The organism is Flavobacterium sp. ABG, assembly GCF_001027725.1.
Classification (GTDB): Bacteria; Bacteroidota; Bacteroidia; order Flavobacteriales; family Flavobacteriaceae; genus Flavobacterium; species Flavobacterium cupriresistens.
In genome coordinates, this window is sequence record NZ_LEKS01000018.1 from 57,419 (window position 1) to 82,688 (window position 25,270).

Genomic DNA, 25,270 nt, shown 5'->3' on the forward strand with positions numbered 1-25,270 from the left:
ATAATTTCGATCCCTTTTAGTCGTATAACGTTAGTACAAATAATTTATACCAACCGTGTGTAAATTATTTACCTTTGTTATGATGAATAGAAATCTTTATATAATTGCAGGTTGCAATGGTGCGGGTAAAACGACCGCCTCATTTACTATTCTTCCAAAAATATTAGATTGTAAAGAGTTTGTTAATGCAGATGAAATTGCAAAAGGATTATCCCCTTTTCAACCTGAAAAAGTTGCATTTGAAGCAGGCAGAATAATGCTAAACAGAATAAAAGATCTCTTAGAAAATAATATAACTTTTGCTTTTGAAACAACTTTGGCAACTAAAAGTTACAGATCAAAAATAGCTTTAGCACAGGAAAAGGGTTATAATGTCGTATTACTTTTTTTTTGGCTTCAGGATGTTGATCTGCCATTGAGAGAGTAAAAACAAGAGTTCAGGAGGGCGGGCACAACATTGAAACCGATATAATTAAACGTAGATACATTAATGGTATAACAAATTTATTTGATATATACTTACCCATTGTTAATGAGGCTATGATTTTTGACAATACAAGTGCGAAAGCTGAATTAATTGCAAAAAAAACATTAGATACTACTATTGACATTATCAATAAAATAAAATTCAATAAACTTAAAAATAATCAAATATGAAAGAGCACAAAACAACACCGACCCAGGAGAAAGTTTTAGAGGGAATGGATAAAGTTTATGAAAATTTAATTGAGTTTAAAAAGAAAGCGAATAGTGATTTGGTGGTTATGGAAAATGGCAAAATTATACGAATAAAACCTTCTACGTTATAAAACTTCCTAAAACAAAGAATCTTCAATCAGAGCCCTCTTCCTAACCCTTTCAAATACGACCTTATATCTAAATTATCGTTCTCCAATAACAGCAGAACACTATCAATTTCAGTCTTTCGCTCAACTCTTTGATTACTAAAAAAGCAGCGTTACAAAATATTCAAAATAATCCTGAAAAGAAAAAACGCACTGAATTGCAAGAAACAACCTTAAAAAATCACCCCTAAGCGGCAATTCATAAAAAGATTTAAAGCCATCAAATCATCAAAATCTCAAAGCAAAAAGATAGTTGCAAAGCTATCTTTTTTTGTTTGCTTCAAAAAGCTATCTTTGCGCCATCTTTTTTAGAGCACTCAAAAGTTAGAGACTAAATTAGTTACCTATTTTTAAACAATAAAAAACTGACTTTCAGTTACCAATTTTCATGAATTACTTATCAGTCGAGAATATATCCAAATCATTTGGCGAAAGAACCTTATTTGACAACATCTCATTTGGAATCAATAAAGACCAAAAAATTGCTTTTATTGCCAAAAATGGTTCGGGAAAAACAACCATTATGAGCATTATTAATGGTCTGGACGAACCGGACACAGGTCAGGTTGTATTAAGAAAAGGGATCCGAATGGCGTTTCTTTCACAAGACAATAATCTTCAGGAAGAATTGACAATCGAAGAAAGTATTTTTGCTTCGGACAATGAAACCCTTAAGGTAATTGAAGCCTACGAAAAAGCTTTAGAAAATCCAAATGATGAAGAAGCCTATCAAAAAGCTTTCGACGGAATGGATCAACACAATGCGTGGGATTTTGAGACGCAATACAAACAGATTTTATTCAAATTAAAACTGGAAGATTTTAAACTAAAAGTAAAAAATCTTTCGGGTGGACAAAAAAAACGTCTTTCATTGGCTATTATTTTGATCAATCGTCCTGATTTATTGATTTTGGATGAGCCAACCAACCACTTGGATTTGGAAATGATCGAATGGTTGGAGAGTTATTTTGCGAAAGAAAACATTACGTTGTTTATGGTAACGCACGACCGTTTCTTCTTAGAGCGTGTTTGTAACGAAATCATCGAATTGGACAACGGAAAATTATACCAATACAAAGGAAATTACTCGTACTATTTAGAGAAAAAAGAAGAGCGAATTACTTCTGAAAATGCGAGTGTTGACAAAGCCAAAAACTTATTTGTAAAAGAATTGGAATGGATGCGTCGTCAGCCCAAAGCGAGAACGACAAAATCAAAATCGCGTCAGGATGATTTTTACTTAATCAAAGAAAAAGCACAAAGCCGTCGTCAGGAGAACAAAGTGGAACTTGAAATTAATATGGAACGTATGGGAAGCAAGATTATCGAGCTTCACAAAATTTCTAAAAAGTTTAAAGACCATGTTATTCTGGATAATTTTAGTTTTGACTTTCAACGTGGAGCGCGTATCGGAATCATTGGTAAAAACGGAACAGGGAAATCTACCTTTTTGAATCTTCTTACCGGAACACTTCCGTTAGACAGTGGTCGTGTAGTAAAAGGAGATACGATAAAAGTGGGCTACTATACACAAACCGGAATCAATCCGAAACCCAATCAGCGTGTCATTGACATTATAAAAGAATACGGTGAATTTATTCCGCTTGCAAAAGGCAGAATGATCTCGGCTTCGCAATTGTTGGAACGTTTTCTTTTTGATGCTAAAAAACAGTACGACTTTGTAGAAAAATTAAGTGGTGGTGAATTAAAACGTTTGTATTTATGTACCGTTTTGATTCAGAATCCAAACTTTTTAATTCTGGATGAGCCTACCAACGATTTAGATATTGTAACCCTAAACGTTTTAGAAAGTTTCCTTTTGGATTATCCGGGTTGTTTGCTGGTAGTATCGCACGATAGATATTTCATGGATAAAATTGTCGATCATTTATTTGTTTTCAGAGGAAACGGAGAAATCGAAAATTTCCCTGGAAACTATTCCGACTTCAGAGCATATGAAGACAGTGCCGATGTGGCCCAAAAAGAAGAAAACAAAGCCGAAAAGAAAGATTGGAAACAAAATAATCCAACCGGAAATTTAACTTTCAACGAGCAAAAAGAATATCAAAAGCTGGAAAGAGAAATTAAAGATTTAGAGATCGACAAAACTAAAATCGAACAATTATTCTCCGATGGTAAAGTTGCCGATGCTGATATCGAAAAGAAAGCAAAAGAGCTTGAAAACATTATCAAGAAAATCGACCAGAAAGAAGAACGCTGGTTCGAGCTTTCAGCTAAAATTGAAGGATAAACACTAATATCCCAAACACAAAAAAGGGAAATTAAAAAACATAAATTCTCCATATCATACCCCGTATTTCTAGATTTTAACATCTAAAAATACGGGCTTATTTTTTATCCTAAAACCAGTCCTTTATTAGCAAGAATAAAATCTCAAAAAAAGCTTTTATTCTATAATTTGTAGCATTGTTTCTTATATATTCGCCACCATAAATTTTTATTTAATCTAATTTTCTATCACCACGCAGTTCCAGCTACTTACGATAGAAAAACAAAACCAATTAACAATTAAAATAATGAAGAACTATTTTGACTTCACCTTAACAGGGAAGAAACTGTTGCCTGTTTGGCTACTTTTTTACGCTCTTTTTATCACTCCCTATGTTTGTTTAATTTTTACTTTGAAAAACATACAACAAGGAAAAATGCCTAACCCTTACATTTTTCCCCTTTTTCTAGTATTATTTTTGACGGCATTTGCGTTAACTTTTTATATTGTAAAACTAATCATAGGGCATTTTGTCTTTAAGGGAAAAAATATAGTTTTTGAAGGATCATTTGGCGGATTTATTGCAAAAATACTATTAGGCTACCTTTTGAGTATGATAACTTTGGGTATATACATGCCTTGGTTTATGCGTGATATGCATAGTTTTTTTATTGATAATTCCTCATACGATTCAGCTCCGTTTAAATTTAAAGGAACTGGCGGCAAATTATTTAAAATCTTCTTACTTACCTTATTCTTACCTATGATTGTTCTGTCGATCATAATGGTAAAATTTGTCTTAAGTTATTCAGGTCAACAAATACCTCTTTTTATATCGTATATCCAACAAGTAATTACTTGGATAATATTGATTCCCTACATGTATTGTTTTTATAAATGGGCTTTAGATATTGACTATAAAAACTACAATATCTCCTGGGAAACAAAATTTTGGGACTCCTGTCTTCAATTTGCTATTCAAATTTTCTTGACGATTATCACTTTTGGTATCTATATGCCAATGGCTATTCTAAAATTATATAAATATTTCGCAGAAAGAACCGTTGCTGCAAATGGTGAAGTAAAAAGAAATTTTGGATTTGATAATGATGATAGAAAAGACTTCCTTTTTATATGGGGTCAAATACTGCTAACTATCGTGACCTTAGGAATCTATTATCCTTGGCATTTGTGCAATATCTTAAAGAGGCTTACTAGTAAAACTTATGTAGAATAATTTTAGTCTATTTTTACAGATTACAGAAAGACCGGAAAGAAGAGTGCTGGTTTGAGCTTTCAGTCTCAGTTTTCAGTTGTATTGCCGAAGTTCTTTAACCATAAAACAAAAAGTCCGTAATGAAACAAGTTTCATTGCGGACTTTTTATGTTCTTAATTTCTCGATTAATTGAAAAGAACGTTAATAGCACATTTTAATCAAAAACTAAGTCTGAGACCGAGATCAAAAACTGAAACTGCCAGGCTGAGCGAAGTCGAAGCCCTTTCTAATTAACCAGCCTTCGACTTCGCTCAGGGTGACACTAAGTACAACTGAAACCGAGGCCGAAAACTCAAACTGTCAGGCTGAGCGAAGTCGAAGCCCTTTCTAACTAACCAGCCTTCGACTCCGCTCAGGGTGACACTAAGTACAACTGAGACTGAAACCGAAGACTGAAACCGTCAGGCTGAGCGAAGTCGAAGCCCTACCACGGAATCGGGTTATAATCTTTCAAAAACTTCCCACACCAGTGTTTTCCTGTATTAATACCATCAAACAACGGATCCATAACTCTTGCAGCTCCATCAACAATATCCAGTGGTGGTTGAAAATCTTCCAATTCTTGTTTCTTTTTGGCTAATTCTGCAGGATCTTCGTCGGTTACCCAACCCGTATCTACCGCATTCATAAAAATACCATGTTTAGCCAATGTTCCGGACGAAGTATGTGTCAGCATGTTTAAAGCTGCTTTCGCCATATTGGTATGCGGATGACGGTCTTCTTTAAAAAAGCGATGGAATTTCCCTTCCATAGCTGAAACATTAATAATATGTTTTTTTCCGGTATTGTCTTTCTTCATTACCTCCGAAAGACGGTTACACAATACAAAAGGCGCCACCGAATTTACCAATTGAACTTCAATCATTTCTGTCGTTTCTATTTGGCCCAAACGCAAACGCCAACTATTTGTTTTTCTTAAATCCACCTGCTGTAAATCGGCATCTAATTCTCCTTCCGGAAAAACTTCATTAGCGACCAAAGCATTATCAAAAGAATATGGGATTTGAGATAATTTGGCTGAAGCACGTAATCCAATACCCGGTTCCGGTCCGTGCCAGGTGACCGGCATATTTTGATTGGAAGAAGCTCCAGAGGTCAGTACTTTTAATTCGTCCAGACAATTGGTATGATCCAGTAATAATTCTTGCGCTTGTTTTGATAAAGAACTTATCTGGCGTTCCTCATTTTCCATTAGATGGGTATAAAATCCCGCAGGACGTCTCACCGTTTGTGCCGCATTATTGATTAGTATATCCAATCGTTCGTATTTTTGCTCTATAAAATTGCAAAAAATCTCCACACTCGGAATATGTCGCAAATCTAATCCGTGAATTTTCAAGCGATGACCCCATTCCATGAAATCATCTTCTTTAGAAAAACGCAATGCAGAATCCACAGGAAAACGAGTTGTTGCAATAACAGTCGCTCCACCTCGTAAAAGCATCAGCGTGATATGATAACCAATTTTTAGTCGGGAACCTGTAATAACGGCAACCTGCCCTTTTACATCAGCCGTTTGAAAACGTTTGGCATAATTAAAATCACCACAATCTGTACACATCGTATCATAAAAATGATGCATTTTGGTAAAACTAGTTTTACAAACATAACAGTTTCTCGGTGTCTCTAATTCTAATTGTTCTTTATGAGCAAGATCATTAAAAGCCAATAATTTTGGAGCAACAAACACACTTGCTTCACGCGCATAACGAATTCCGGTTTCTTTACGAGCTGTTTTGTCTTTCTTTTCTTTTTTGCGTTTGGCAGCTTCTTTACCCTCTTTCACTCGTCTGGAAAATTCCCCACGATCCGGTCTGGAAAACATCCCGGCTTCTTTTAGCAAAGCTATTCTTTGCTCTTTAGGAATCTCAAAGATCTGATTCGTTTCTGCATTCAATTGCGCCAAAACAGCGATGCAACGTTCAATATCCTCCGAAGTTAGTATACTCTTATCCTCTATTTCTTCCTTCAACATCATAAAATGTGTATTTTTTCAAGGCCGCAAATATAGTCTTTTTAGCGCCTTAAATGTGAAAAGCAGAAAGGTCTAGTCAGGCTTAATGACTTTTCATATTACGATTCTCACATTTCATGTTTCGTGTTTCACGTTTCAAGTTTCATGTTTCATGTTTCGTGTTTTACAATTCACATTTCACAATTCTTTAGTATCTTCGCCGCTACTTTGCAACTGTTTCTATGCTATTTCAAATAAAATCATATCTCCAATTTCTTTGGAATTCCAAAAATGAGCATGCTGTTCATTCTCCGTTTGTATTTCATTTATTGACGAAATGTTTTTACGATAGGAAACCAAAACCCGAATATTCGATTTTAAAAAAGTATCGGAAATCACTTTTACAAAACAAAAACTTTATTGAAGTAACCGATTTTGGTGCGGGCTCAAAAGTTTTTAAATCGAATACCCGACAAATTGCTAAAATTGCTAAGACTGCCGGAATTTCTCCAAAACGCGCCGAATTATTATTTCGTGTGGTACGCTATTTTCAACCCAACACGATTTTAGAGATTGGAACTTCATTAGGTTTAGCCACGTCTGCTCTGGCTTTAGGGAATCCGAAAGCGAAAGTAATTACACTGGAAGGCTGCCCAAATACAATGGCAATTGCAAAAAATCAATTACAAGATTTCGACTGTAATAATGTCGAAAGTATCGTTTCAGAATTTCAGTTCTATTTGAGCAACTTGAAACAGGAAACTTTAAACTTCGACTTGATCTACTTCGACGGAAATCATTCTAAAAAGGCCACTTTAGCTTATTTCGATCTTTTATTACCAACCATCACCAACGATACGGTTTGGATTTTTGATGACATACATTGGTCTCCCGAGATGGAAGAAACCTGGGAAATTCTTAAAAATCATCCAAAAGTAAAAGTGACGATTGATACGTTTCAATGGGGATTTGTCTTTTTTAGACGCGAGCAGGAAAAAGAACATTTTATCATTCGCGCATAAAAAAATGACAACCATTTCTGATAGTCATTCTTTACAGTAATTCAAAATTTTTATTTTTTTTGCTTCTTTATTTTATTCGTATTTTGCTTCCATATTCTAAATTCGGATACAATATCTTACAAAAAAATGTTTTATGATTTTTTTTTATTGCAGATAGCTTTATCTTTGAACCTTTAGAAAAACGATACTCATTATGGAACAGAAAATTCATCAAGGAAGAAACGTAAAACGCTTCAGAGAAATGCTTGGCATTAAACAGGAAGCATTGGCTTATGATTTGGGAGAAGACTGGAACCAAAAGAAAATTTCTATACTGGAACAAAAAGACGTAATTGAAGATAATCTGCTTAGACAAATCTCTAATTCTTTGAAAATTCCTGTTGAAGCTTTTCAAAATTTCAATGAAGAACAGGCAATAAATGTTATTGCAAATACTTTTGGAGACAATGCCTGCGTCGGGAAGAATCCTACAATCAACTTCAACCCTATTGAAGAGGTAAAAAAACTTCATGAAGAAAAAATTGTTTTATTTGAGCGTATGTTAAAAGAAAAAGATGAAATGTTAGCAAAGCTTGAAAAATTAATCATCAAATAAATTTCAGGATCATCTCACAATTGAGCATAAAAAAATGACAACCATTTCTGATTGTCATTTCTCGTTTAATATTTACAATTTTTTTATTTTTTAGCTTCTGCGGTTTCTTCCGACTTAGCTCCCATTCTATTTAAGGTATACATTGGAGCAAACTTCAACTTTAAACCGGCAATTTTTCTATTATCTTCACCGGTAAGTCCTTCTTTTTCAACCGTATTTTTGCGACTGTCCAATGCCTCATACATCAATTTAATTTCATCCCAGTCTTCACGGGAGTAACTGTCCTTGTTATTTTCTACTGTATGAACAAATTGTTGGTACACACTGTGAATATTCTTAGCATTTACCCAGGCAAAACTCATATCATCACCAATTTTTCCTTCACCAAACAAGGCATTTCGCAATTGCTGTTTTGGACTGGGCTTTGGAGTAAAAAGGACTGTCATTTCATTTTTAAACTCTTCGTATTTTATTTTACTTGTATTTATTTTTTCGGTCGCGGCCGAATTGTCTTTAATGTCCGCTAACGCTACCTGAGCATCTTGAGCTCTTTTGTCATATTCGGCATCAACTGCTTTCCAATTTTCTTTCAAATCGGCAGCTGCAACCTTTTTCACTGAATCAACATAGGCAACATAGGAGTCGATTTTTTTCTGAGCATTTACTTGTTTTTCATCCTTACATGATGCAAAACTTAAAACAAGCAATGCAATTCCTGATATAATTTGTATATTTTTCATAATCTTGATTGTTTAATTAATAGATATCAAATATACCTATAAAAATGAATAATTATAAATATTTATCATAATTTTAGCATTTTAAATAATTATAATTCAGTAAAAATAATTAAATATGATAATTATGTAAATATCACCTAAAATAATGTAACCCTTTTTCAAACAATTGAAGTATACTTTATAGATAATAGCATCATGATCTGAATACGTCCTTGCCTTTATCCTTTTTTGTAACAAAAATCAAATAATGCCTACTCATTAATTATTGAAAAGCGTTTTGTACTTTTAAATCCAAAATTGTAAACCGAAATGGCAAATCCATTAATTAAAATAACCGACATAAGACGAGACTTTATTCTGGGTAATGAAATCGTTTATGTTTTAAAAGGTATTGACTTAGAAATAAAAAAAGGAGAGTACGTCGCTTTGATGGGACCATCGGGTTCGGGAAAATCGACTTTAATGAATTTATTGGGTTGCTTGGATACACCAACTTCGGGAGGTTATATATTAAATGGTAAAGATGTTAGCCAAATGCGTGACGATGAATTGGCAGAGATCAGAAATAAAGAAATTGGTTTTGTTTTTCAAACCTTTAATTTATTACCGAGAACTACCGCTTTAGACAATGTAGCGTTGCCCATGATTTATGCGGGTCATTCTAAATCGGAACGCGTTGTACGCGCTACACAAGTGCTGAAACAAGTAAATCTTGGCGACAGGATGGACCACCAACCCAATCAGCTTTCGGGAGGACAACGCCAGCGCGTGGCTATTGCCCGTGCTTTGGTCAATAAACCTTCTATTATTCTCGCCGATGAACCAACAGGAAACCTGGACAGCAAAACTTCTGTAGAGATCATGAAGCTTTTTGGCGATATTCATGAACAAGGAAACACTGTCATTCTGGTAACCCACGAAGAAGACATTGCCGCCTACGCACATCGCGTGATTCGCTTGCGCGATGGTATAATTGAAAGTGACACAACTAAGTAATTTTAGATTTCTGAATTTAAACGTTTTATGTTTCAAGTTTTATGTTTCAGGTTTAAAGTTTCAAGTTTTAAACTTTAGATCTACATCGAAAAACTTAGGAACTTAGCAACTCAGAAACTTAGCAACTCAAAAAAAATGAAAGTATATACAAAAACAGGAGATAAAGGCACTACTGCCCTTTTTGGCGGTGATCGTGTCCCTAAAGACCACATCCGGATTGACAGTTACGGAACTGTTGATGAACTGAATTCTTATATAGGACTTATTCGGGATCAGGAAATGGATGCTCATTATAAAACGATTTTAATCGAAATTCAGGATCGTTTGTTTACAGTAGGCGCCATTTTGGCAACTCCGGCGGAAAAAGAAGTTTTGAAAAACGGAGAACTTCGATTAAAAAATCTCGGAATTATCGATACGGATATCGAATTATTAGAAAAAGAGATTGATCAAATGGAAGATAGCCTTCCGCAAATGACTCATTTTGTTTTACCGGGTGGTCATCCAACTGTGTCACATTGTCATATAGCACGCTGTATCTGCCGTCGTGCAGAGCGTTTGGCAGTCCATTTAAGCCATAATGAACACGTTCCCGAAATTGCAATTCAGTACTTAAACCGACTTTCTGACTACCTTTTTGTCTTGGCACGGAAGTTGTCCTCAGACTTAAAAGCGGATGAAGTAAAATGGATCCCCAGAAAATAAATTTTCTGTAAATTCCAATTTTTTAAATTCCAAATTCCAAACCGGAGCTACCGGAAAATATAGGGTTTCAGATTCCTTTTTGGAATTTGGAATTTAATTTTTGGAATTTTAAAACAAGACGTTCTTAAATTTTCTTAAAATAAATCAAAATTTACTTGTCTTTTTCAGTAAAAAATTTATTTTTGCACAAACTAAACAGATAACAGATGTATTGGACATTAGAATTAGCATCTTATTTAAGTGATGCGCCATGGCCTGCTAACAAAGACGAACTTATTGACTACGCTATTAGAGCTGGTGCTCCGTTAGAAGTAGTAGAAAACCTTCAGTCTATCGAAGATGAAGGAGAGATATATGAATCAATGGAAGAAATTTGGCCTGATTATCCAACAGACGAAGATTATCTTTGGAATGAGGATGAATATTAAAAAATAAACCAAAGGAAAAAGTCTCATCACCGAGGCTTTTTTTTTGGTTCAAATACACATTTACATATAATAGAAATACACTAAATCATGAGTTTCATAAACAGTATTATTAAAGTCTTTGTAGGTGACAAGTCACAGAAAGATGTCAAAGCTTTACAACCTTATTTAAACAAAATTAAAACATTCGAAACCAGCTTAATGGGTTTGTCTCACGACGAACTAAGAGCCAGAACCGTGTATTTTAAAGAAACAATTAAAGAAGCAAGAGCAGACAAAGATGCTAAAATTGCAGCGCTTAAAGCTGAAGTTGAAAACATCGAAGACATCGACAAAAGAGAAGATCTTTATGATGCTATTGATACGCTTGAAAAAGAAGCATACGAAATCTCAGAAAAAACTTTATTAGAGATTTTACCTGAGGCATTTTCTGTTGTTAAAGAAACGGCTCGTCGTTTTAAAGACAATACACACATCGAAGTTACGGCTACTCCAAAAGACCGTGAATTTTCTGCTGCTAAACCTTACATCGAAATTAATGGCGATAAAGCGGTTTGGGCTAATAAATGGAATGCTGCAGGTAAGGAAATTACCTGGGACATGATTCATTATGATGTGCAGTTAATTGGTGGAATGGTTTTGCATGAAGGTAAAGTTGCCGAAATGCAAACAGGTGAAGGTAAAACATTAGTGGCTACACTTCCATTATACCTGAATGCTTTGACTGGAAACGGAGTTCACTTAGTAACCGTGAATGATTACTTAGCAAAACGTGATAGCACCTGGAAAGCACCTTTATTCGAATTCCACGGTTTAACCGTTGATTGTATCGATAATCACCAACCAAGTACAGAACAAAGAAAAAAAGCATACGATGCTGATATCACTTACGGAACCAATAACGAATTTGGTTTTGACTACTTAAGAGATAACATGGCACATTCGCCAAGCGATTTAGTTCAAAGAAAACACAATTATGCCATTGTCGATGAGGTCGATTCTGTATTAATTGATGATGCAAGAACGCCACTTATTATTTCAGGACCGGTTCCACAAGGAGATCGTCATGAATTTAATGAATTGAAACCAAAAATCGAAAACTTAGTTGCACAACAACGTCAACTGGCAAACGGATTTTTATCTGAGGCTAAAAAATTAATCAAAGAAGGAAACACTAAAGAAGGTGGATTCTTATTGTTAAGAGCGTACAGAAGTTTACCTAAAAATAAAGCGTTAATTAAATTTTTGAGTGAAGAAGGAATCAAACAATTGCTTCAAAAAACCGAAAATCAATACATGCAGGATAACAATCGCGAAATGCACAAAGTCGATGAAGCTTTGTATTTTGTAATTGAAGAAAAAAACAATCAGGTTGAATTGACTGATAATGGTATTCAATACCTTTCAGGAGATACTGATCCGGACTTTTTCGTACTTCCGGATATCGGAACGGAGATTGCTGCTATCGAAAAACAGAAACTAGACAAAGATTCTGAAGCAGAAGCCAGAGAAAGATTGTTCCAGGATTTCGGAGTAAAAAGCGAGCGTATTCATACTTTGACACAACTTTTAAAAGCATATGCTTTATTCGAAAAAGATGTAGAATATGTGATCATGGAAAACAAAATCATGATTGTAGATGAGCAAACAGGTCGTATCATGGATGGTCGTCGTTATTCTGACGGTTTACACCAAGCGATCGAAGCGAAAGAAAATGTAAAAATCGAAGCTGCTACACAAACTTTTGCAACTGTTACTTTACAGAACTATTTCCGTATGTACAGCAAATTAGGTGGTATGACAGGTACAGCGGTTACAGAAGCTGGCGAGTTATGGCAGATTTATAAATTGGATGTTGTTGAAATTCCAACCAACCGTCCAATCTCAAGACAAGACAAAGAAGATTATATCTACAAAACGACACGTGAGAAATTCAACGCTGTAATTGAAGATGTAACGGAATTATCAAATGCAGGAAGACCAGTTTTAATTGGAACAACTTCTGTAGAGATTTCAGAATTATTAAGCCGAATGCTAAAAATGAGAGGCGTTACCCATAACGTTTTGAATGCAAAAATGCACAAGCAAGAGGCACAAATTGTAGAAGAAGCAGGTAAAGCCGGAGTTGTGACTATTGCAACCAATATGGCTGGTCGTGGTACCGATATTAAATTATCTCCGGAAGTAAAAGCTGCGGGAGGTTTAGCAATTGTTGGTACAGAGCGTCATGATTCCCGTCGTGTAGACAGACAGTTACGTGGTCGTGCAGGACGTCAGGGAGATCCGGGAAGTTCACAGTTTTATGTTTCTCTTGAAGACAACCTAATGCGTTTATTTGGTTCTGAAAGAGTAGCGAAAGTAATGGACAGAATGGGATTACAGGAAGGTGAAGTGATTCAGCATTCTATGATGACTAAATCGATCGAGCGTGCTCAGAAAAAAGTAGAAGAAAACAACTTTGGTGTTCGTAAACGTTTATTAGAATATGATGACGTAATGAACTCGCAACGTGAAGTAGTTTACAAACGTCGTCGTCACGCCTTATTTGGTGAGCGTTTGAAACTGGATATTGCCAACATGCTTTACGATACTTGTGAAGTAGTAGTGAGTCATAATAAAGCAATGAACGATTTCAAAACTTTCGAATTTGATTTGATCCGTTATTTCTCTATCACTTCTCCAATTTCTGAAGCTGATTTTACAAAATTAACTGATATCGAAATCACCGGAAAAGTATACAAAGAAACTTTAGCTTTCTACACTGAAAAAACAGAAAGAAGTGCCAGAGAAGCTTTCCCAATCATTAAAGGAGTTTATGAAGAGCCTAACAATCATTTTGAGCGTATTGTAGTTCCGTTTACTGATGGAATCAAAACGTTGAATGTGGTTACAGACCTTAAAAAAGCATACGATACCGAAGGAGCTCAGTTAATTGCTGATTTCGAGAAAAACATCACGCTTTCTATTGTTGATGAAGCTTGGAAAAAACATTTACGTAAAATGGACGAATTGAAACAATCTGTTCAATTAGCCGTTCACGAACAAAAAGATCCATTGCTTATCTACAAATTAGAAGCTTTCAAATTGTTTAGAGGAATGTTAGACAACGTTAACAAAGAAGTTATTTCATTCTTATTCAAAGGTGATTTACCGGCTCAAAATGTTCCTGAAATTCAAGAAGCAAGAGAAGTTCGTCAGAAAGAAAATTTCAAATTGAGCAAAGATGAAATTGTAAACAGCGAAGATATCAATCGTGAAGCGGGACAAACGCAAGAACGTCAGGTTACAGAAACTATCGTGAGAGATATGCCAAAAATCAATCGTAACGATACTGTAACTGTTCAGGAAGTGGCTACCGGAAAAACGGAAATAATGAAATTTAAAAAAGCAGAAACTTTAATCGCAAATGGCGAATGGGTTATTGTTAAATAATTATTAAGATGAATTAAACCTAACAGGTTTTTAAAACCTGTTAGGTTTGCGAAATATAAAATCTCCAATAGCTTTGTGGCAATTGGAGATTTTTTTTTTAACCTTAAGGACTTCGAATAAGACCTAACAGGTTTTGAAAACCTGTTAGGTTTAAAAAAAATTAAAAAACAACAATAAATAGTCAATCTAAAACGAATAAACTGTATTTTTGCTCCTGAAAACAACGAAACACTCTTTGAAACGCATTTTCATCATATTGCTTTCCTGCATGCTATTAGTTCCCTCTTTTGGCAGTTTCTTTGTTTATACCTCCTTCAAATTAAATCAGGACGAAATTTCAAAAACCATTTGTGTACAGCGTAAAATGCTTTTCAACAATTGTAATGGTCGATGCGAACTTCAGAAAAGTTTGAAAAAATATGCCGACAACGAAAAGAAAATGCAGGACAATCTGAAAGAAAAGGCAGAAATCGTTTACATTCAGAATACCCTTCTAAATACTTTCAAATTAGCAGCCCCAATCGAATCAAAAACAAATCTTTTTGCTTCTTTTGACGGGAAACCAATTTCGGTTTCAAAAACTACTTTCCGCCCTCCCTCCTATTTTATATAATTTTTAAAAATTTATTTCAATTGCTATTGAAATGATTTCTCATTGTTCTTAAAAACAATGAAATAGTGCTTACGCCTATTCTAAATTTAAAATTATATAAAATTCATAAAAATGAAAAAAATAGTATACAAGACTATAGTGCTACTGGTACTTAGTATTTTTATTACAGCCTGTTCTAGCGATGATAACAACGAAAAAAGCACTACAGGAACGGGAAAATTAGGTTTGAAATTTGACAATTCTTTTGGAGACAATGACTTAATCTTAGAAACCCAACCCAATACTACCAAAAACAACGAGGTTTTAAAAATCAATCTCGTTCGTTATATCGTCAGCAATATTGTTCTGACAAAAGCAGACGGAACTACTTTTACCTATCCAAAAGCACAGAGCTACTTTATTGCCGATGAAGGGGATGCTACTGCGGGATACCAATTTAATCTTACTGATGTTCCTGCCGGAGATTATACCAAAGTTAAATTTGGCATTGGAGTAGACAAAGAACAATGGCTTTTGGGAGCTTCGGGACAAGGTGACTTTTTAGCCAAGGCACAAGCCAAGGAGCTGATTTGGAGCTGGTCTGCTGGTTATAAATTTATAGCCTTCGAAGGAACTTTTACCTCCTCTACCGTTAAAACTGCAGTCCCTTTTATGGTGCATACGGGGCAAATTGGTACAGCATATAATTACACAGAAGTAACGCTGGACTTACCTACCAAAGCCTTAGTGCGAACTACTATCACACCGGCTATTCATATCGTAACAGATTTATCTAAAATTCTGGACGGAGAAAACACCATTAAACTATCTGATTATAACAAAGGCGGAATGGGTGCTATGATTATGGGAGGTGAAGCCTTACCTAAAATCACTGCCAACATCTCAAAAATGTTCAGAATAGATCACGTACATAACAATTAGTCCAATTCCGGAAATATAGTACTTATTATTTTTCAGAATACTATTACATCCTGTGCCTTTTTATTTTTCAAGTTTGTTCTAAACTTAAAAAATAAAAAGGACACTGATGGACTGAAATTGTAAAATACTGTTTTCAAAAAGCATCATACCATGCAGAAAATAAAATTTGTTCTCTGGCTGTTTATTCCACTATTTTTAGGTTGCTCCGATAATGAAGAAGATCAAGAATATGTAAATCTTCCTTTAGCGTTTACTGTTCCATCCAATTTTCCGGATATGACCTATAATATTGCTTTAAATAAGCCTACAGAAAAAGGTTTCGAGTTAGGAAAAAAATTATTCTACGACGGACGCCTGGCCTCTGATGGCTTGGTCTCCTGTGGTTTTTGCCACATACAGGCTAATGCTTTCACACACCACGGTCACACAGTCAGTCATGGCGTAAATAATGAGCAGGGTACTCGTAACGCAACACCAATTCAGAATATGGCTTTCCAGTCTGCTTATATGTATGACGGAGCTGCCACTAATCTGGACCTACAACCCATTATTCCGTTGACAAGTATCATTGAAATGAATGGCGATCTGAACGCTATTCTGGCCATGATGAAAGCAGATAAAGAATACCGAAAATTATTTGGTCAGGCTTTTGACGACGGCACAATCAGCACTGAGAATATGCTCAAAGCTCTCTCGCAGTTTATGGTCATGATGGTTTCATCTAATTCTAAATTTGATAAATACAGGCGAAATGAAATTGGTGGCACTTTTACTGCTGATGAAAAAGCGGGTTATGATTTATTCCAATCAAAATGTGCCTCCTGTCATGCAACAGATTTAATGACGGACCATTCCTTTCGCAATAATGGCCTGGCAGTAAATCCTAAAATAAAAGATGTCGGACGTTACAGAGTCACTGAATTAGTATCTGATTATTATAAATTCAAAGTACAAAGTCTCCGTAATATAGAAGTTTCAGCTCCCTATATGCACGACGGACGATTTGGAACGCTGCAAGCAGTACTTAATCATTATGCCTCGGGAGTAGTGGACTCTGAAACTTTAGACCCTATTTTGAAACGAAATGGAAATCTCGGGATTCCACTTTCCGAAAATGAAAAAAAACAAATTATTGCGTTTTTAAAAACGCTCACTGATACACAATATTTAACCGATAAGCGATTTTCGGAATTTTAAAATAAAAAAGAATGAAAAGAATACTCTTAACAATAGTGCTTTTAGTTGGGCTTTCGGCCTATAGTTTTACAGCGAAAGATTCTCTGTCAAGTTTTACCTTTCAGCGTCTGGCCATGCTGGAAGACTTTGATTGTGACGCCTGCGGGTGCTCGGCAAGTGGCGGAAGTATGGGATTTAGTTCTATGCTAAACAATAACTTTGTCGGAGTTCGTTACTTCAAACAAAGTTATACCAGTCGCGACGGGATTTTCAACAATTCTCCGTGGATCGACGAGAATTTCAATACTGTTCAGGCCTGGGCAAGGATTCCGATTACGCAAAAAATCCAGATTTCGGCATTGGTTCCGTATCATTTTCACGAACGTGAATTAACATCAGGTACCGAAAGTATTGCTGGTTTGGGGGATATCACTGTAATGGGATTGTATTCTGTTTATGAAACCAAAAAAGACAGCACCCTTTTTACCCACAAAATAAACCTGGGCGCAGGAGTAAAAATGCCAACTGGAAAATTTGCCGAAGCCAATAATTTAGGAAGTATCAATCAGAGCTTTCAATTAGGAACCGGAAGCTGGGATTATTTATTGGTTTCGGAATATGTAATTAAGAAAAACAATTTAGGGTTGAACACCATGCTGAATTATGTTTTCAAAACAGAGAACAGTAAAAACTATCAGTACGGAGATCAATTTAACTATGCCAGTACGCTATTTTATTTATTTAATCTGGAGGCTTTACAACTGGTTCCGCAATTAGGTTTAGCCGGAGAAGTTTATCAAACCAACAAACAACATGGTTTAGATTTGCCAGATACGGCAGGTGATATACTTTTTGGAAAATTCGGAATTGAGGTCGGAAGAGACAAATTTTCTTTGGGTATAAACGCCATGTTGCCTATCAACCAAAATTTATCCAGCGGAAAAATGGAAGCCAATTACAGATGGGGTATTAATTTGAATTACACCCTTTAAACATTAAAAAACAAATTCATTAAACAACGAAATTTATCTTGAAACGCTTTCTTATCCTATTGCTTTCTTGCATGCTATTAGTTCCCTCTTTTGGCAGTTTCTTTGTATATACTACCTTCAAATTAAATCAGGAAGAAATCTCAAAAACCATCTGTGTACAACGAAAAATGCTTTTTAATGATTGTAATGGTCGATGTGAACTTCAAAACAGTTTAAAAAAGTATGAGGATAACGAAAAAAGAATGCAAAACAATCTGAAAGAAAAAACAGAAATCGTTTACATTCAAAATCTTGGTATTACTCCTTTTGAACTCCTCCTGCCAATCGAAACTGAAGCAAAACTTTACGCCTCTCTCAATGAGAAACCGGTTTCGGTTTCAAAGACTGTATTTCATCCTCCCTCCTGTCTTCTATAAATTTCAGTCCTTTTTTCAATGAAAATTGAAAAAATCTTTCTTGGCATAAAGCCAAAGAATATCGGTTACTCCTTAAAAATTTATAGCATTTAAAATGAAAAAAATATACTTTATCCTACTGATCATAGGACAATGTGTTTTTGCACAAAACAAAGTAGAGAAAGATTCTACCAAATCTCAGGAACTGGAAAATGTTTTTGTAACGGCCAATCGTACTGCCACTTTACGCAAAGAAACCCCTGTTGCCATTAGTAAAATAACGGCCAAAACCATCAATGAAACCAAGGCAACTGCGGTTTACGAAATCATCAATAAAACACCGGGTGTACTGATGGTCAATATAGGAAACGAACAACACATGATGTCGATTCGTCAACCTATGACAACCAATGCCTATTATTTGTATTTGGAAGATGGTTTACCGATTCGCCCCATGGGAATCTTCAACCACAATGCCTTATTAGAAATTAATCAGTTTAACATTCAAAATATTGAAGTCGTAAAAGGCCCCGTTTCTTCACTGTACGGACCGGAGGCTGTCGGCGGAACCATCAATTTAATTTCGCTAAAACCACCTGTTGACCCCGAATTTAAGTTTGGAGTTCAGGCCGATAATTATGGCTACAGGAGATTTCAGGCTGCCGGTGGTGCAACCGTTGGAAAAGTCGGTTTTCATATTGCCGGAATTTCAAGTTTACAAGAAAATAGCTGGATGGCGTATTCTGATTACAACAAAGACAATCTCAATGCCAGAATCGATTACAACATCTCCCCTTCTACCCGATTGATCAGTAATACGATGTACGGAAAATACTATTCGGATATGAGCGGTACGGTCAACGAAGATGCTTTTAACAACAGAACCTACAAAAGCACTTCTAATTTCACGTACAGAAAATCGGAAGCTTTACGAACCCGACTAACATTAGAACACGACTGGAATAACAATTCAAGCAGTTATCTTACAGCCTATTTTCGTGATAATAAATTAGGACAAAATCCATCCTACGGAATCAGATGGAGTCCTACTGTTAATCCTACCACAGCCAAAGGTGAAGTAAATTCAAACAATTTCAAAAGTTACGGGGCAATTGGGCAGCACACCCAAAAGTTCGATTTCCTGAATACTAAAATTGTAGCGGGTGCCTTATACGATTATTCGCCAGTAACCTATTGGTCGTATGTCCTTGATTTGAAAGCCAATCTAAATCCGGGAGAAGCAGGAAAACAAACCGTAGATTCTTATGAAATCATTGCCGAACATCCAGACTCAAAACTCGCGGATTATACCGCCGATATAATCAACACCGCCGGATATGCTCAGCTAAGTATTAATCCGGTAAATAAATTAATCTTTACCGTTGGTGGTCGTTATGACAATATGAAAGTGAAGTATAACAACGCCCTCGATCTTTCCTCCGGGAGTAAGGTTTATGATAAAATAACGTATAAAGCCGGAGCCAATTACAATCCGTTTACATTTGCGGGGATATATGCAAACTACTCACAAGGTTTTGCGCCTCCCGGAATTACCTCTATTTTCAGAACTAAACCCGGTACAGGGGGGACAACAGCTGTTCCTGCCGAGTTTTATTACAATCTGGAACCAGCTACTTTTAATAATGTCGAAATAGGCGGATGGTTTTCGCTCTTAGAAAACAAACTAAACTTGGATTATGCATTCTATTATATGGAAGGCAAGAATGAATTACTAAATGTAAAACTTGCAGATAATACCACTGATTATCGCTCGGCCGGAGAAACCCGCCACAAAGGAATTGAATTTGGTGCTACTTATAAACCTTCCAAACAATTCAACATTCGTCTTGGCGGAACTTACGCACAACATACTTACATTGATTTTAAACTTTCGGACAAACCGTCAGATCCTGTTCAGAATCTAAACGGTAAAGAAATGCCCGCAGCTCCAAGATGGTCCGGAAATTCTGAAGTTAGTTATTACCCCAATTGGCTTCCCAATTTAAGAACTTCAATTGAATGGCAGCTTGTTGGCAGTTATTACCAGGATCAGATTAACACCTTCAAGTACAGCGGGTATAATTTGTTTAATGCCCGAATTGGTTATCAATGGAGAAAAATTGAAATCTATGGAAACGTAATGAATCTTACGGATAAATTATATGCCTATAATGTCTCCAGAGCCAATATAGCAAATGCTCAACCCACCTATACAGCGGCGGCACCGAGAACTTTTGTATTTGGAATTCAGTATAATTTTTCCTTAAAAAAATAACCATGAATAAAGAAACAAACAGAAAAACGGCTAAAAAGAAGGATTCAAAATTCATCAAAAAAATCAAACAACACATGTACAAATGGCATCGTGTTATTGGATTAATTACAATTGTTCCTGTAATTTTCTGGACCTTATCGGGTTTGATGCATCCATTTATGGCACATTTTTTTAAACCGGAAATCGCCCATGAAAAACTGGAACAACAGCATATCGATAAAAATCAGCTAAAGTATTCTATTCAGGAAGTTCTACAAAAAAACGAATTGACACAATTCAAAAATTTCAGAATTGTATCTTTTAATAATGTTACTTATTACCAAGTAAAAACAATCCTTGGTGAACTATGGTATTTTGACACCGCCACTGCCAAAAAACTGGAAAACGGAGATCAGAAATATGCCGAATGGCTATCGCGCTACTTTCTGGAGGATCAAAAAAGCACCGTTAAAAAAAGTGAAGTCGTAACCGAATTTACTTCACAATACAAATATGTCAATCGTTATTTACCGGTTTACAAACTGACATTCGATCGTACAGATGGAATGGAAATTTATGTAGAAACTTCCTCAGGTAAACTGGCTACCTTCAATCCAAATTCAAGGCAAGCTTTTATTTGGTTTTTTGACGTTTTTCATAATTGGTCGTTTATTGATGCCATCTCTAACAACAGTATCCGGATTATAACGATGATCTTTCTTTTGTCTATAATTGGTTTTTCAGCTTTAAGTGGTATTGTAATTTATGGTTTACTGTGGAAACAATTTAAAAAAACAGATAATTTACAACCCAAAAAAGGGCTTCGAAAATACCACCGCCAAATCGGAATCTGGGTTTCTCTTTTTACTTTGACCTTTGCTTTTAGCGGTGGATATCACGCTACAACCAAATGGGAGCCTTACACTTTATCACAAATGGTTTACGAGCCTACTTTTGAAACCAAAGATATTGGCGTTGCAAATAACATTCTGAATTTAGATTGGAGTCGTTTTCAAAACATTGGAATCATTACTTTAAACGACAGCATTTACTATCGTTGTCAGTTGACCGAAAAAGAAACCGGAAAATTCAAAAAACCAAAATCGGACACAAATTCAAAATGGGGCAAAAAAAAGGAGTCCAAATCAGAAGTGGTTTACCTCAATATGGCAACCAATACCATCACACCCAACCTTGATCTGCAATATGCGGAATTCCTTGCGTATTATTTTACAGATGGCGCCCCAAAAGCCGCTTGCTGCGAAATGACCGAAAGTTCAAATGACGAACCTCAACCCACTCTGGAAGATGTAAAACTACTGGAATCAAAAGTCTTAACTGATTTTGAAAGTCGTGAATATGGTTTTGTCAACAAAAGACTACCAGTGACCAAACTAGCCTATGATACCCCTGAAAAAACAACTTATTTTATCGAAACAGCAACTTCAAGATTAGCCGCTGTTATCAAAAATTCGGATAAAGTAGAAGGGTACTCCTTTGCCTTTTTGCATAAATTTTTATTCATGGACTGGGCAGGAAAAAACATTCGCGATCTGACAATGGTACTAGCCGCACTGATTATTTTAGTTGTCAGTGTCTTGGGGTTTGTTCTTTTTTTGAGAAAATAGGTGCTGAGGTAGTAAGGCTCTGAGTTGCAAAGTTTCTAAACCATATAAGTGATTTAAGAAAATATAAGCTTCAATTTAAATGAACTTAAATTACTTATATGGTTAAAAAACACAAACGTTAAGTCCTCTTATCATAGGTTTTCTTCAAAGTATCTAGCTTTGGCACTTAGTTTTTTTCTTTGTGTCTAAGCAACTCAGAAACTTAGCTACTTTTTTCCATACATTTGATCTTGAATCAACCTAGCATCTAAATTGAAAAAGTATCTCAAGCACCCCTTACCTCTACTATTGACACTCTGCTTTAGTTATTTTTTCATATTGATGATCCGGATTACCTGTCAATACATACCATTCAAAAATGATGCGGCTTTTCTTCAGATAAAACAAACTGAGGTTTCTGAAATTCCACTTTATATTGTTTTCTTTTACATTCATGTGTATTCCGCAATTTTTGTTTTGCTTGCCGGATTTACGCAATTCAGTTCGGGTTTATTAAAAAGAAAGCCTGCTATTCATCGAAACATAGGGAAATTTTATGTTTTTATCGTTCTCTTTTTCAGCGCTCCTTCCGGCCTCTTTATTGGCGTTTTTGCCAATGGAGGTTTGTATTCCAAAATATCATTTGTTATGCTGTCCATCCTGTGGTTTTATTTTACGTTGCAAGGTTTTTTATGCATTAAAAATAAAAACATCACACTTCACAAAGCCTATATGCTAAGAAGTTTTGCTTTAACATTTTCCGCCATAACCTTACGCTTTTGGAAGGTTATTCTTGTATATTTGTTTCACCCTTCACCAATGGATGTCTATCAGATCATTGCTTGGGTTGGCTGGATTCCAAATTTGTTAATCATCGAATATTACCTTTATAACCAATCAAAAAAATGAAAAACTTTTTTTATTTATTGTTAGCTGTCCTACTTTATTCTTGCAATTCAAAAGAAAAACAAATTGCTCAAAATGAAAATTTAAAAAATGAGAACAAAGAAGACACAGAAATAAGAACAGACTTATATGGTTCATGGGTTGGGGATTTTATGATTGAGGAAAGAGACACTACTAGAGAAGCAAAAGAAGGAATTAATAAAATCAATATTTTAATCAAAAAAATTACGGAATCTGAAGTTATAGGACAAAGTATTGTTGCCGGAAACAACAGACCGCTAAAAGGCAAAATAATAAAAAAAGAAGACAGGCTAATTTTTACGCTAGATGAACCAGGGGATGATAAAAATGACGGTGCTTTTGTTTTTGAAGTAATAAATGATACAATAGTAGGAATATGGACCGCTTATAACGATAAAAAAGAAGTAACAAAAAGAAGTTTTAAACTCACTAAAAAAGAGTTTAAATATGACCCAAATGTAATGCTTCCGGATTATGACACTTATATTGACTTTCAAAATCCGAAAATCGAAAAAGAAAAAAGCTTACCACTTCCCGATGATACTATTGCGAGAAAAGAGGAGGAGTACGATGAGTACGATACCCCCTCTTTATACCGACAAGCCTCAGAGAGCGTATATCAAATTAACTCCTCAACAACAAAACTAAAAGAAAGTCAATTAAAAAATCTAAAAAAACTAGATTTAGAAATTCTGCGAAATACCATTTTTGCCAGACATGGTCTTACTTTTAAAACAAAAGGAGTTCGTCAGTTTTTTGATTTTGTCGATTGGTATATTCCGATTTCAAGTAATGTAGACGATCAATTAACTGAAACAGAGAAACAAAATATTGTCTTATTAAAACGTTTTGAAAAATACGCAACCGATAATTATGATTCTTTTGGAAGATAGACAAACACTAAACAAATAGTATTACAATTTAATCTTTTACACAAAGCTTCTAAACCATATAAGCCATTTGAAAAAATATAAGCTTCAGTTTAAATGAACTTAAATCACTTATATGGTTAACAACTCATATTAAATCCAACAAAAGATCCCACATAGAAAATTGCCAACCTTTGTCGAATCGCTAGTGTGATTTCTCGTACCTCGAAAGGACAAACTAAACCTATTAAGCTTCAATTTAAATGAACTTAAATTACTTATATGGTTTAACCACTCATATTAAATCCAACAAGAGATCCCACATAGAAAATTGCCAACCTTTGTAGAATTACTAGTGTGATTTCTCGTACCTCGAAAGGACAAACTACACCTATTAAGCTTCAGTTTAAATGAACTTACATCACTTATATGGTTTAACCACTCATATTAAATCCAACAAGAGATCCCACATAGAAAATCGCCAACCTTTGTCGAATCACTAGTGTGATTTCTCGTACTTCGAAAGGACAAACTACACCTATTAAGCTCCAATTTAAATGAACTTACATCACTTATATGGTTAAAAAAACAAAACCGTCAAGCCTTCTTATCGTGGATTTTCCTCAAAATATCTGGCTTCGATTCTCTTAATGTCTTTGATTGAACTTTTAGCCCAAGCTAATCGCTTTTCAAGGATTTCTTCATCAGACAATTGCCAGTTTATAGTTGAATTGCGTAATCGATTGGTAAGGTTTTGAATGATGATTGCTGCAGAAACAGAAATATTTAAACTTTCTGTAAAACCAACCATTGGTATTTTTAGGAAACCATCGGCTTTATCTAATACTTCCTGAGAAAGTCCGTCGCGTTCTGTACCAAAAAACAAAGCACTTGGTTTGGTAATATCGAAATCTTCCAACAAACAGTCGTTTTCATGCGGTGTTGTAGCGATAATTTGATACCCTTGATTTTTTAAAGTTGAAACGCAATTTGCAATCGAATCAAACTGATTGATGTCTACCCATTTCTGGGCACCCATTGCAATTTCTTTATCAATTCTTTTTCCGTAACGCTGCTCTATAATATTCAGTTCCTGAATCCCAAAAACCTCACAGCTTCGCATAACAGCGCTTGTATTATGCATCTGAAAAACATCTTCTACAGCAATTGTAAAATGCTTGGTACGGTTAGATAAAACTTTTAGAAATCTTTCCTTGCGGTTGTCGGTTAGTATATTTTCAAGAAATGCGAGGTAATCTAAATCAATCATTTTGGTTGTATTTGCCGCAAAAATA

The 25,270-nt window shown here is 35.3% G+C and carries 21 protein-coding genes and 1 pseudogene; 19 read left to right on the forward strand and 3 right to left on the reverse strand.

Annotation, left to right across the window (positions count from 1 at the left end):
• Positions 1 to 79 precede the first annotated feature (79 nt).
• The 4 genes and pseudogenes from AB674_RS17025 to AB674_RS17035 all read left to right on the forward strand — a co-directional run bounded on the left by AB674_RS17025 (position 80) and on the right by AB674_RS17035 (position 4,312).
• Positions 80 to 657: pseudogene (locus AB674_RS17025) on the forward strand (zeta toxin family protein).
• Positions 654 to 809: a hypothetical protein gene (locus tag AB674_RS22870; protein WP_165579390.1), complete on the forward strand. Its 156-nt coding sequence runs from the start codon at positions 654 to 656 to the stop codon at positions 807 to 809. Before AB674_RS17025 ends, AB674_RS22870 begins: the two are co-directional and overlap by 4 nt.
• A 424-nt stretch (positions 810 to 1,233) precedes the next feature.
• Positions 1,234 to 3,096 (forward strand): ABC-F family ATP-binding cassette domain-containing protein, encoded by a 1,863-nt coding sequence (locus AB674_RS17030; protein WP_047778474.1) that lies wholly within the window; start codon positions 1,234 to 1,236, stop codon positions 3,094 to 3,096.
• A gap of 286 nt (positions 3,097 to 3,382) precedes the next feature.
• Entirely contained in the window at positions 3,383 to 4,312 is a 930-nt protein-coding gene (locus tag AB674_RS17035; RefSeq protein WP_047778475.1) for a DUF898 family protein, read from the forward strand.
• Positions 4,313 to 4,776: 464 nt separating this feature from the next.
• Here AB674_RS17035 and AB674_RS17040 read toward each other — a convergent pair whose 3' ends face one another.
• A complete protein-coding gene (locus AB674_RS17040; protein WP_047778476.1) occupies positions 4,777 to 6,327 on the reverse strand; it encodes an SDR family NAD(P)-dependent oxidoreductase in 1,551 nt (516 codons plus the stop codon).
• A 221-nt stretch (positions 6,328 to 6,548) separates the two neighbouring features.
• Between AB674_RS17040 and AB674_RS17045 the strand changes: the two genes are divergently transcribed.
• A complete protein-coding gene (locus AB674_RS17045) occupies positions 6,549 to 7,328 on the forward strand; it encodes an O-methyltransferase (protein WP_047778477.1) in 780 nt (259 codons plus the stop codon).
• A gap of 193 nt (positions 7,329 to 7,521) precedes the next feature.
• Positions 7,522 to 7,923 (forward strand): helix-turn-helix domain-containing protein, encoded by a 402-nt coding sequence (locus AB674_RS17050; protein WP_047778478.1) that lies wholly within the window; start codon positions 7,522 to 7,524, stop codon positions 7,921 to 7,923.
• Positions 7,924 to 8,006: 83 nt separating this feature from the next.
• Here AB674_RS17050 and AB674_RS17055 read toward each other — a convergent pair whose 3' ends face one another.
• Positions 8,007 to 8,663 (reverse strand): DUF6565 domain-containing protein, encoded by a 657-nt coding sequence (locus AB674_RS17055; protein WP_047778479.1) that lies wholly within the window; start codon positions 8,661 to 8,663, stop codon positions 8,007 to 8,009.
• A 309-nt stretch (positions 8,664 to 8,972) separates the two neighbouring features.
• On the opposite strand from AB674_RS17055, the gene AB674_RS17060 reads away from it, so the two are divergent.
• The 13 genes from AB674_RS17060 to AB674_RS17120 all read left to right on the forward strand — a co-directional run bounded on the left by AB674_RS17060 (position 8,973) and on the right by AB674_RS17120 (position 23,999).
• Complete coding sequence (locus AB674_RS17060) at positions 8,973 to 9,659, forward strand: ABC transporter ATP-binding protein (protein WP_047778480.1); 687 nt, start codon at positions 8,973 to 8,975, stop codon at positions 9,657 to 9,659.
• 135 nt (positions 9,660 to 9,794) lie between these two features.
• Positions 9,795 to 10,364, forward strand: a complete 570-nt coding sequence (locus tag AB674_RS17065) for a cob(I)yrinic acid a,c-diamide adenosyltransferase (protein ID WP_047778481.1) — start codon at positions 9,795 to 9,797, stop codon at positions 10,362 to 10,364.
• Positions 10,365 to 10,570: 206 nt separating this feature from the next.
• Complete coding sequence (locus tag AB674_RS17070) at positions 10,571 to 10,792, forward strand: DUF2795 domain-containing protein (RefSeq protein ID WP_007138072.1); 222 nt, start codon at positions 10,571 to 10,573, stop codon at positions 10,790 to 10,792.
• Between the two features lie 87 nt (positions 10,793 to 10,879).
• Positions 10,880 to 14,221, forward strand: coding sequence for a preprotein translocase subunit SecA (secA, locus tag AB674_RS17075; RefSeq protein WP_047778482.1), 3,342 nt, complete (start codon positions 10,880 to 10,882; stop codon positions 14,219 to 14,221).
• Between the two features lie 268 nt (positions 14,222 to 14,489).
• Positions 14,490 to 14,834 carry a hypothetical protein gene (locus AB674_RS17080; RefSeq protein WP_047778483.1) on the forward strand — a complete coding sequence of 115 codons (345 nt, stop codon included), beginning with the start codon at positions 14,490 to 14,492 and terminating at the stop codon, positions 14,832 to 14,834.
• Positions 14,835 to 14,945: 111 nt separating this feature from the next.
• On the forward strand, positions 14,946 to 15,755 hold the full coding sequence (locus tag AB674_RS17085; protein ID WP_047778484.1) for an MbnP family protein: 810 nt from the start codon (positions 14,946 to 14,948) through the stop codon (positions 15,753 to 15,755).
• Between the two features lie 150 nt (positions 15,756 to 15,905).
• Positions 15,906 to 16,952, forward strand: a complete 1,047-nt coding sequence (locus tag AB674_RS17090) for a cytochrome-c peroxidase (protein ID WP_047778485.1) — start codon at positions 15,906 to 15,908, stop codon at positions 16,950 to 16,952.
• A gap of 11 nt (positions 16,953 to 16,963) precedes the next feature.
• A complete protein-coding gene (locus AB674_RS17095; protein ID WP_047778486.1) occupies positions 16,964 to 17,923 on the forward strand; it encodes a transporter in 960 nt (319 codons plus the stop codon).
• A gap of 71 nt (positions 17,924 to 17,994) precedes the next feature.
• The gene (locus tag AB674_RS17100; RefSeq protein WP_047778487.1) at positions 17,995 to 18,339 is read left to right on the forward strand and encodes a hypothetical protein; all 345 of its coding nucleotides are present in this window, start codon (positions 17,995 to 17,997) and stop codon (positions 18,337 to 18,339) included.
• Positions 18,340 to 18,433: 94 nt separating this feature from the next.
• Complete coding sequence (locus tag AB674_RS17105) at positions 18,434 to 20,593, forward strand: TonB-dependent receptor (RefSeq protein WP_047778488.1); 2,160 nt, start codon at positions 18,434 to 18,436, stop codon at positions 20,591 to 20,593.
• A gap of 2 nt (positions 20,594 to 20,595) precedes the next feature.
• Positions 20,596 to 22,200 carry a PepSY-associated TM helix domain-containing protein gene (locus AB674_RS17110; RefSeq protein ID WP_047778489.1) on the forward strand — a complete coding sequence of 535 codons (1,605 nt, stop codon included), beginning with the start codon at positions 20,596 to 20,598 and terminating at the stop codon, positions 22,198 to 22,200.
• Between the two features lie 321 nt (positions 22,201 to 22,521).
• The gene (locus AB674_RS17115) at positions 22,522 to 23,088 is read left to right on the forward strand and encodes a DUF2306 domain-containing protein (protein WP_082210669.1); all 567 of its coding nucleotides are present in this window, start codon (positions 22,522 to 22,524) and stop codon (positions 23,086 to 23,088) included.
• Positions 23,085 to 23,999, forward strand: coding sequence for a YARHG domain-containing protein (locus AB674_RS17120; RefSeq protein WP_047778491.1), 915 nt, complete (start codon positions 23,085 to 23,087; stop codon positions 23,997 to 23,999). Before AB674_RS17115 ends, AB674_RS17120 begins: the two co-directional genes overlap by 4 nt.
• 583 nt (positions 24,000 to 24,582) lie before the next feature.
• On the opposite strand, the gene AB674_RS17125 is transcribed toward AB674_RS17120, so the two are convergent.
• Entirely contained in the window at positions 24,583 to 25,245 is a 663-nt protein-coding gene (locus tag AB674_RS17125) for a TrmH family RNA methyltransferase (RefSeq protein WP_047778492.1), read from the reverse strand.
• Positions 25,246 to 25,270 lie beyond the last annotated feature (25 nt).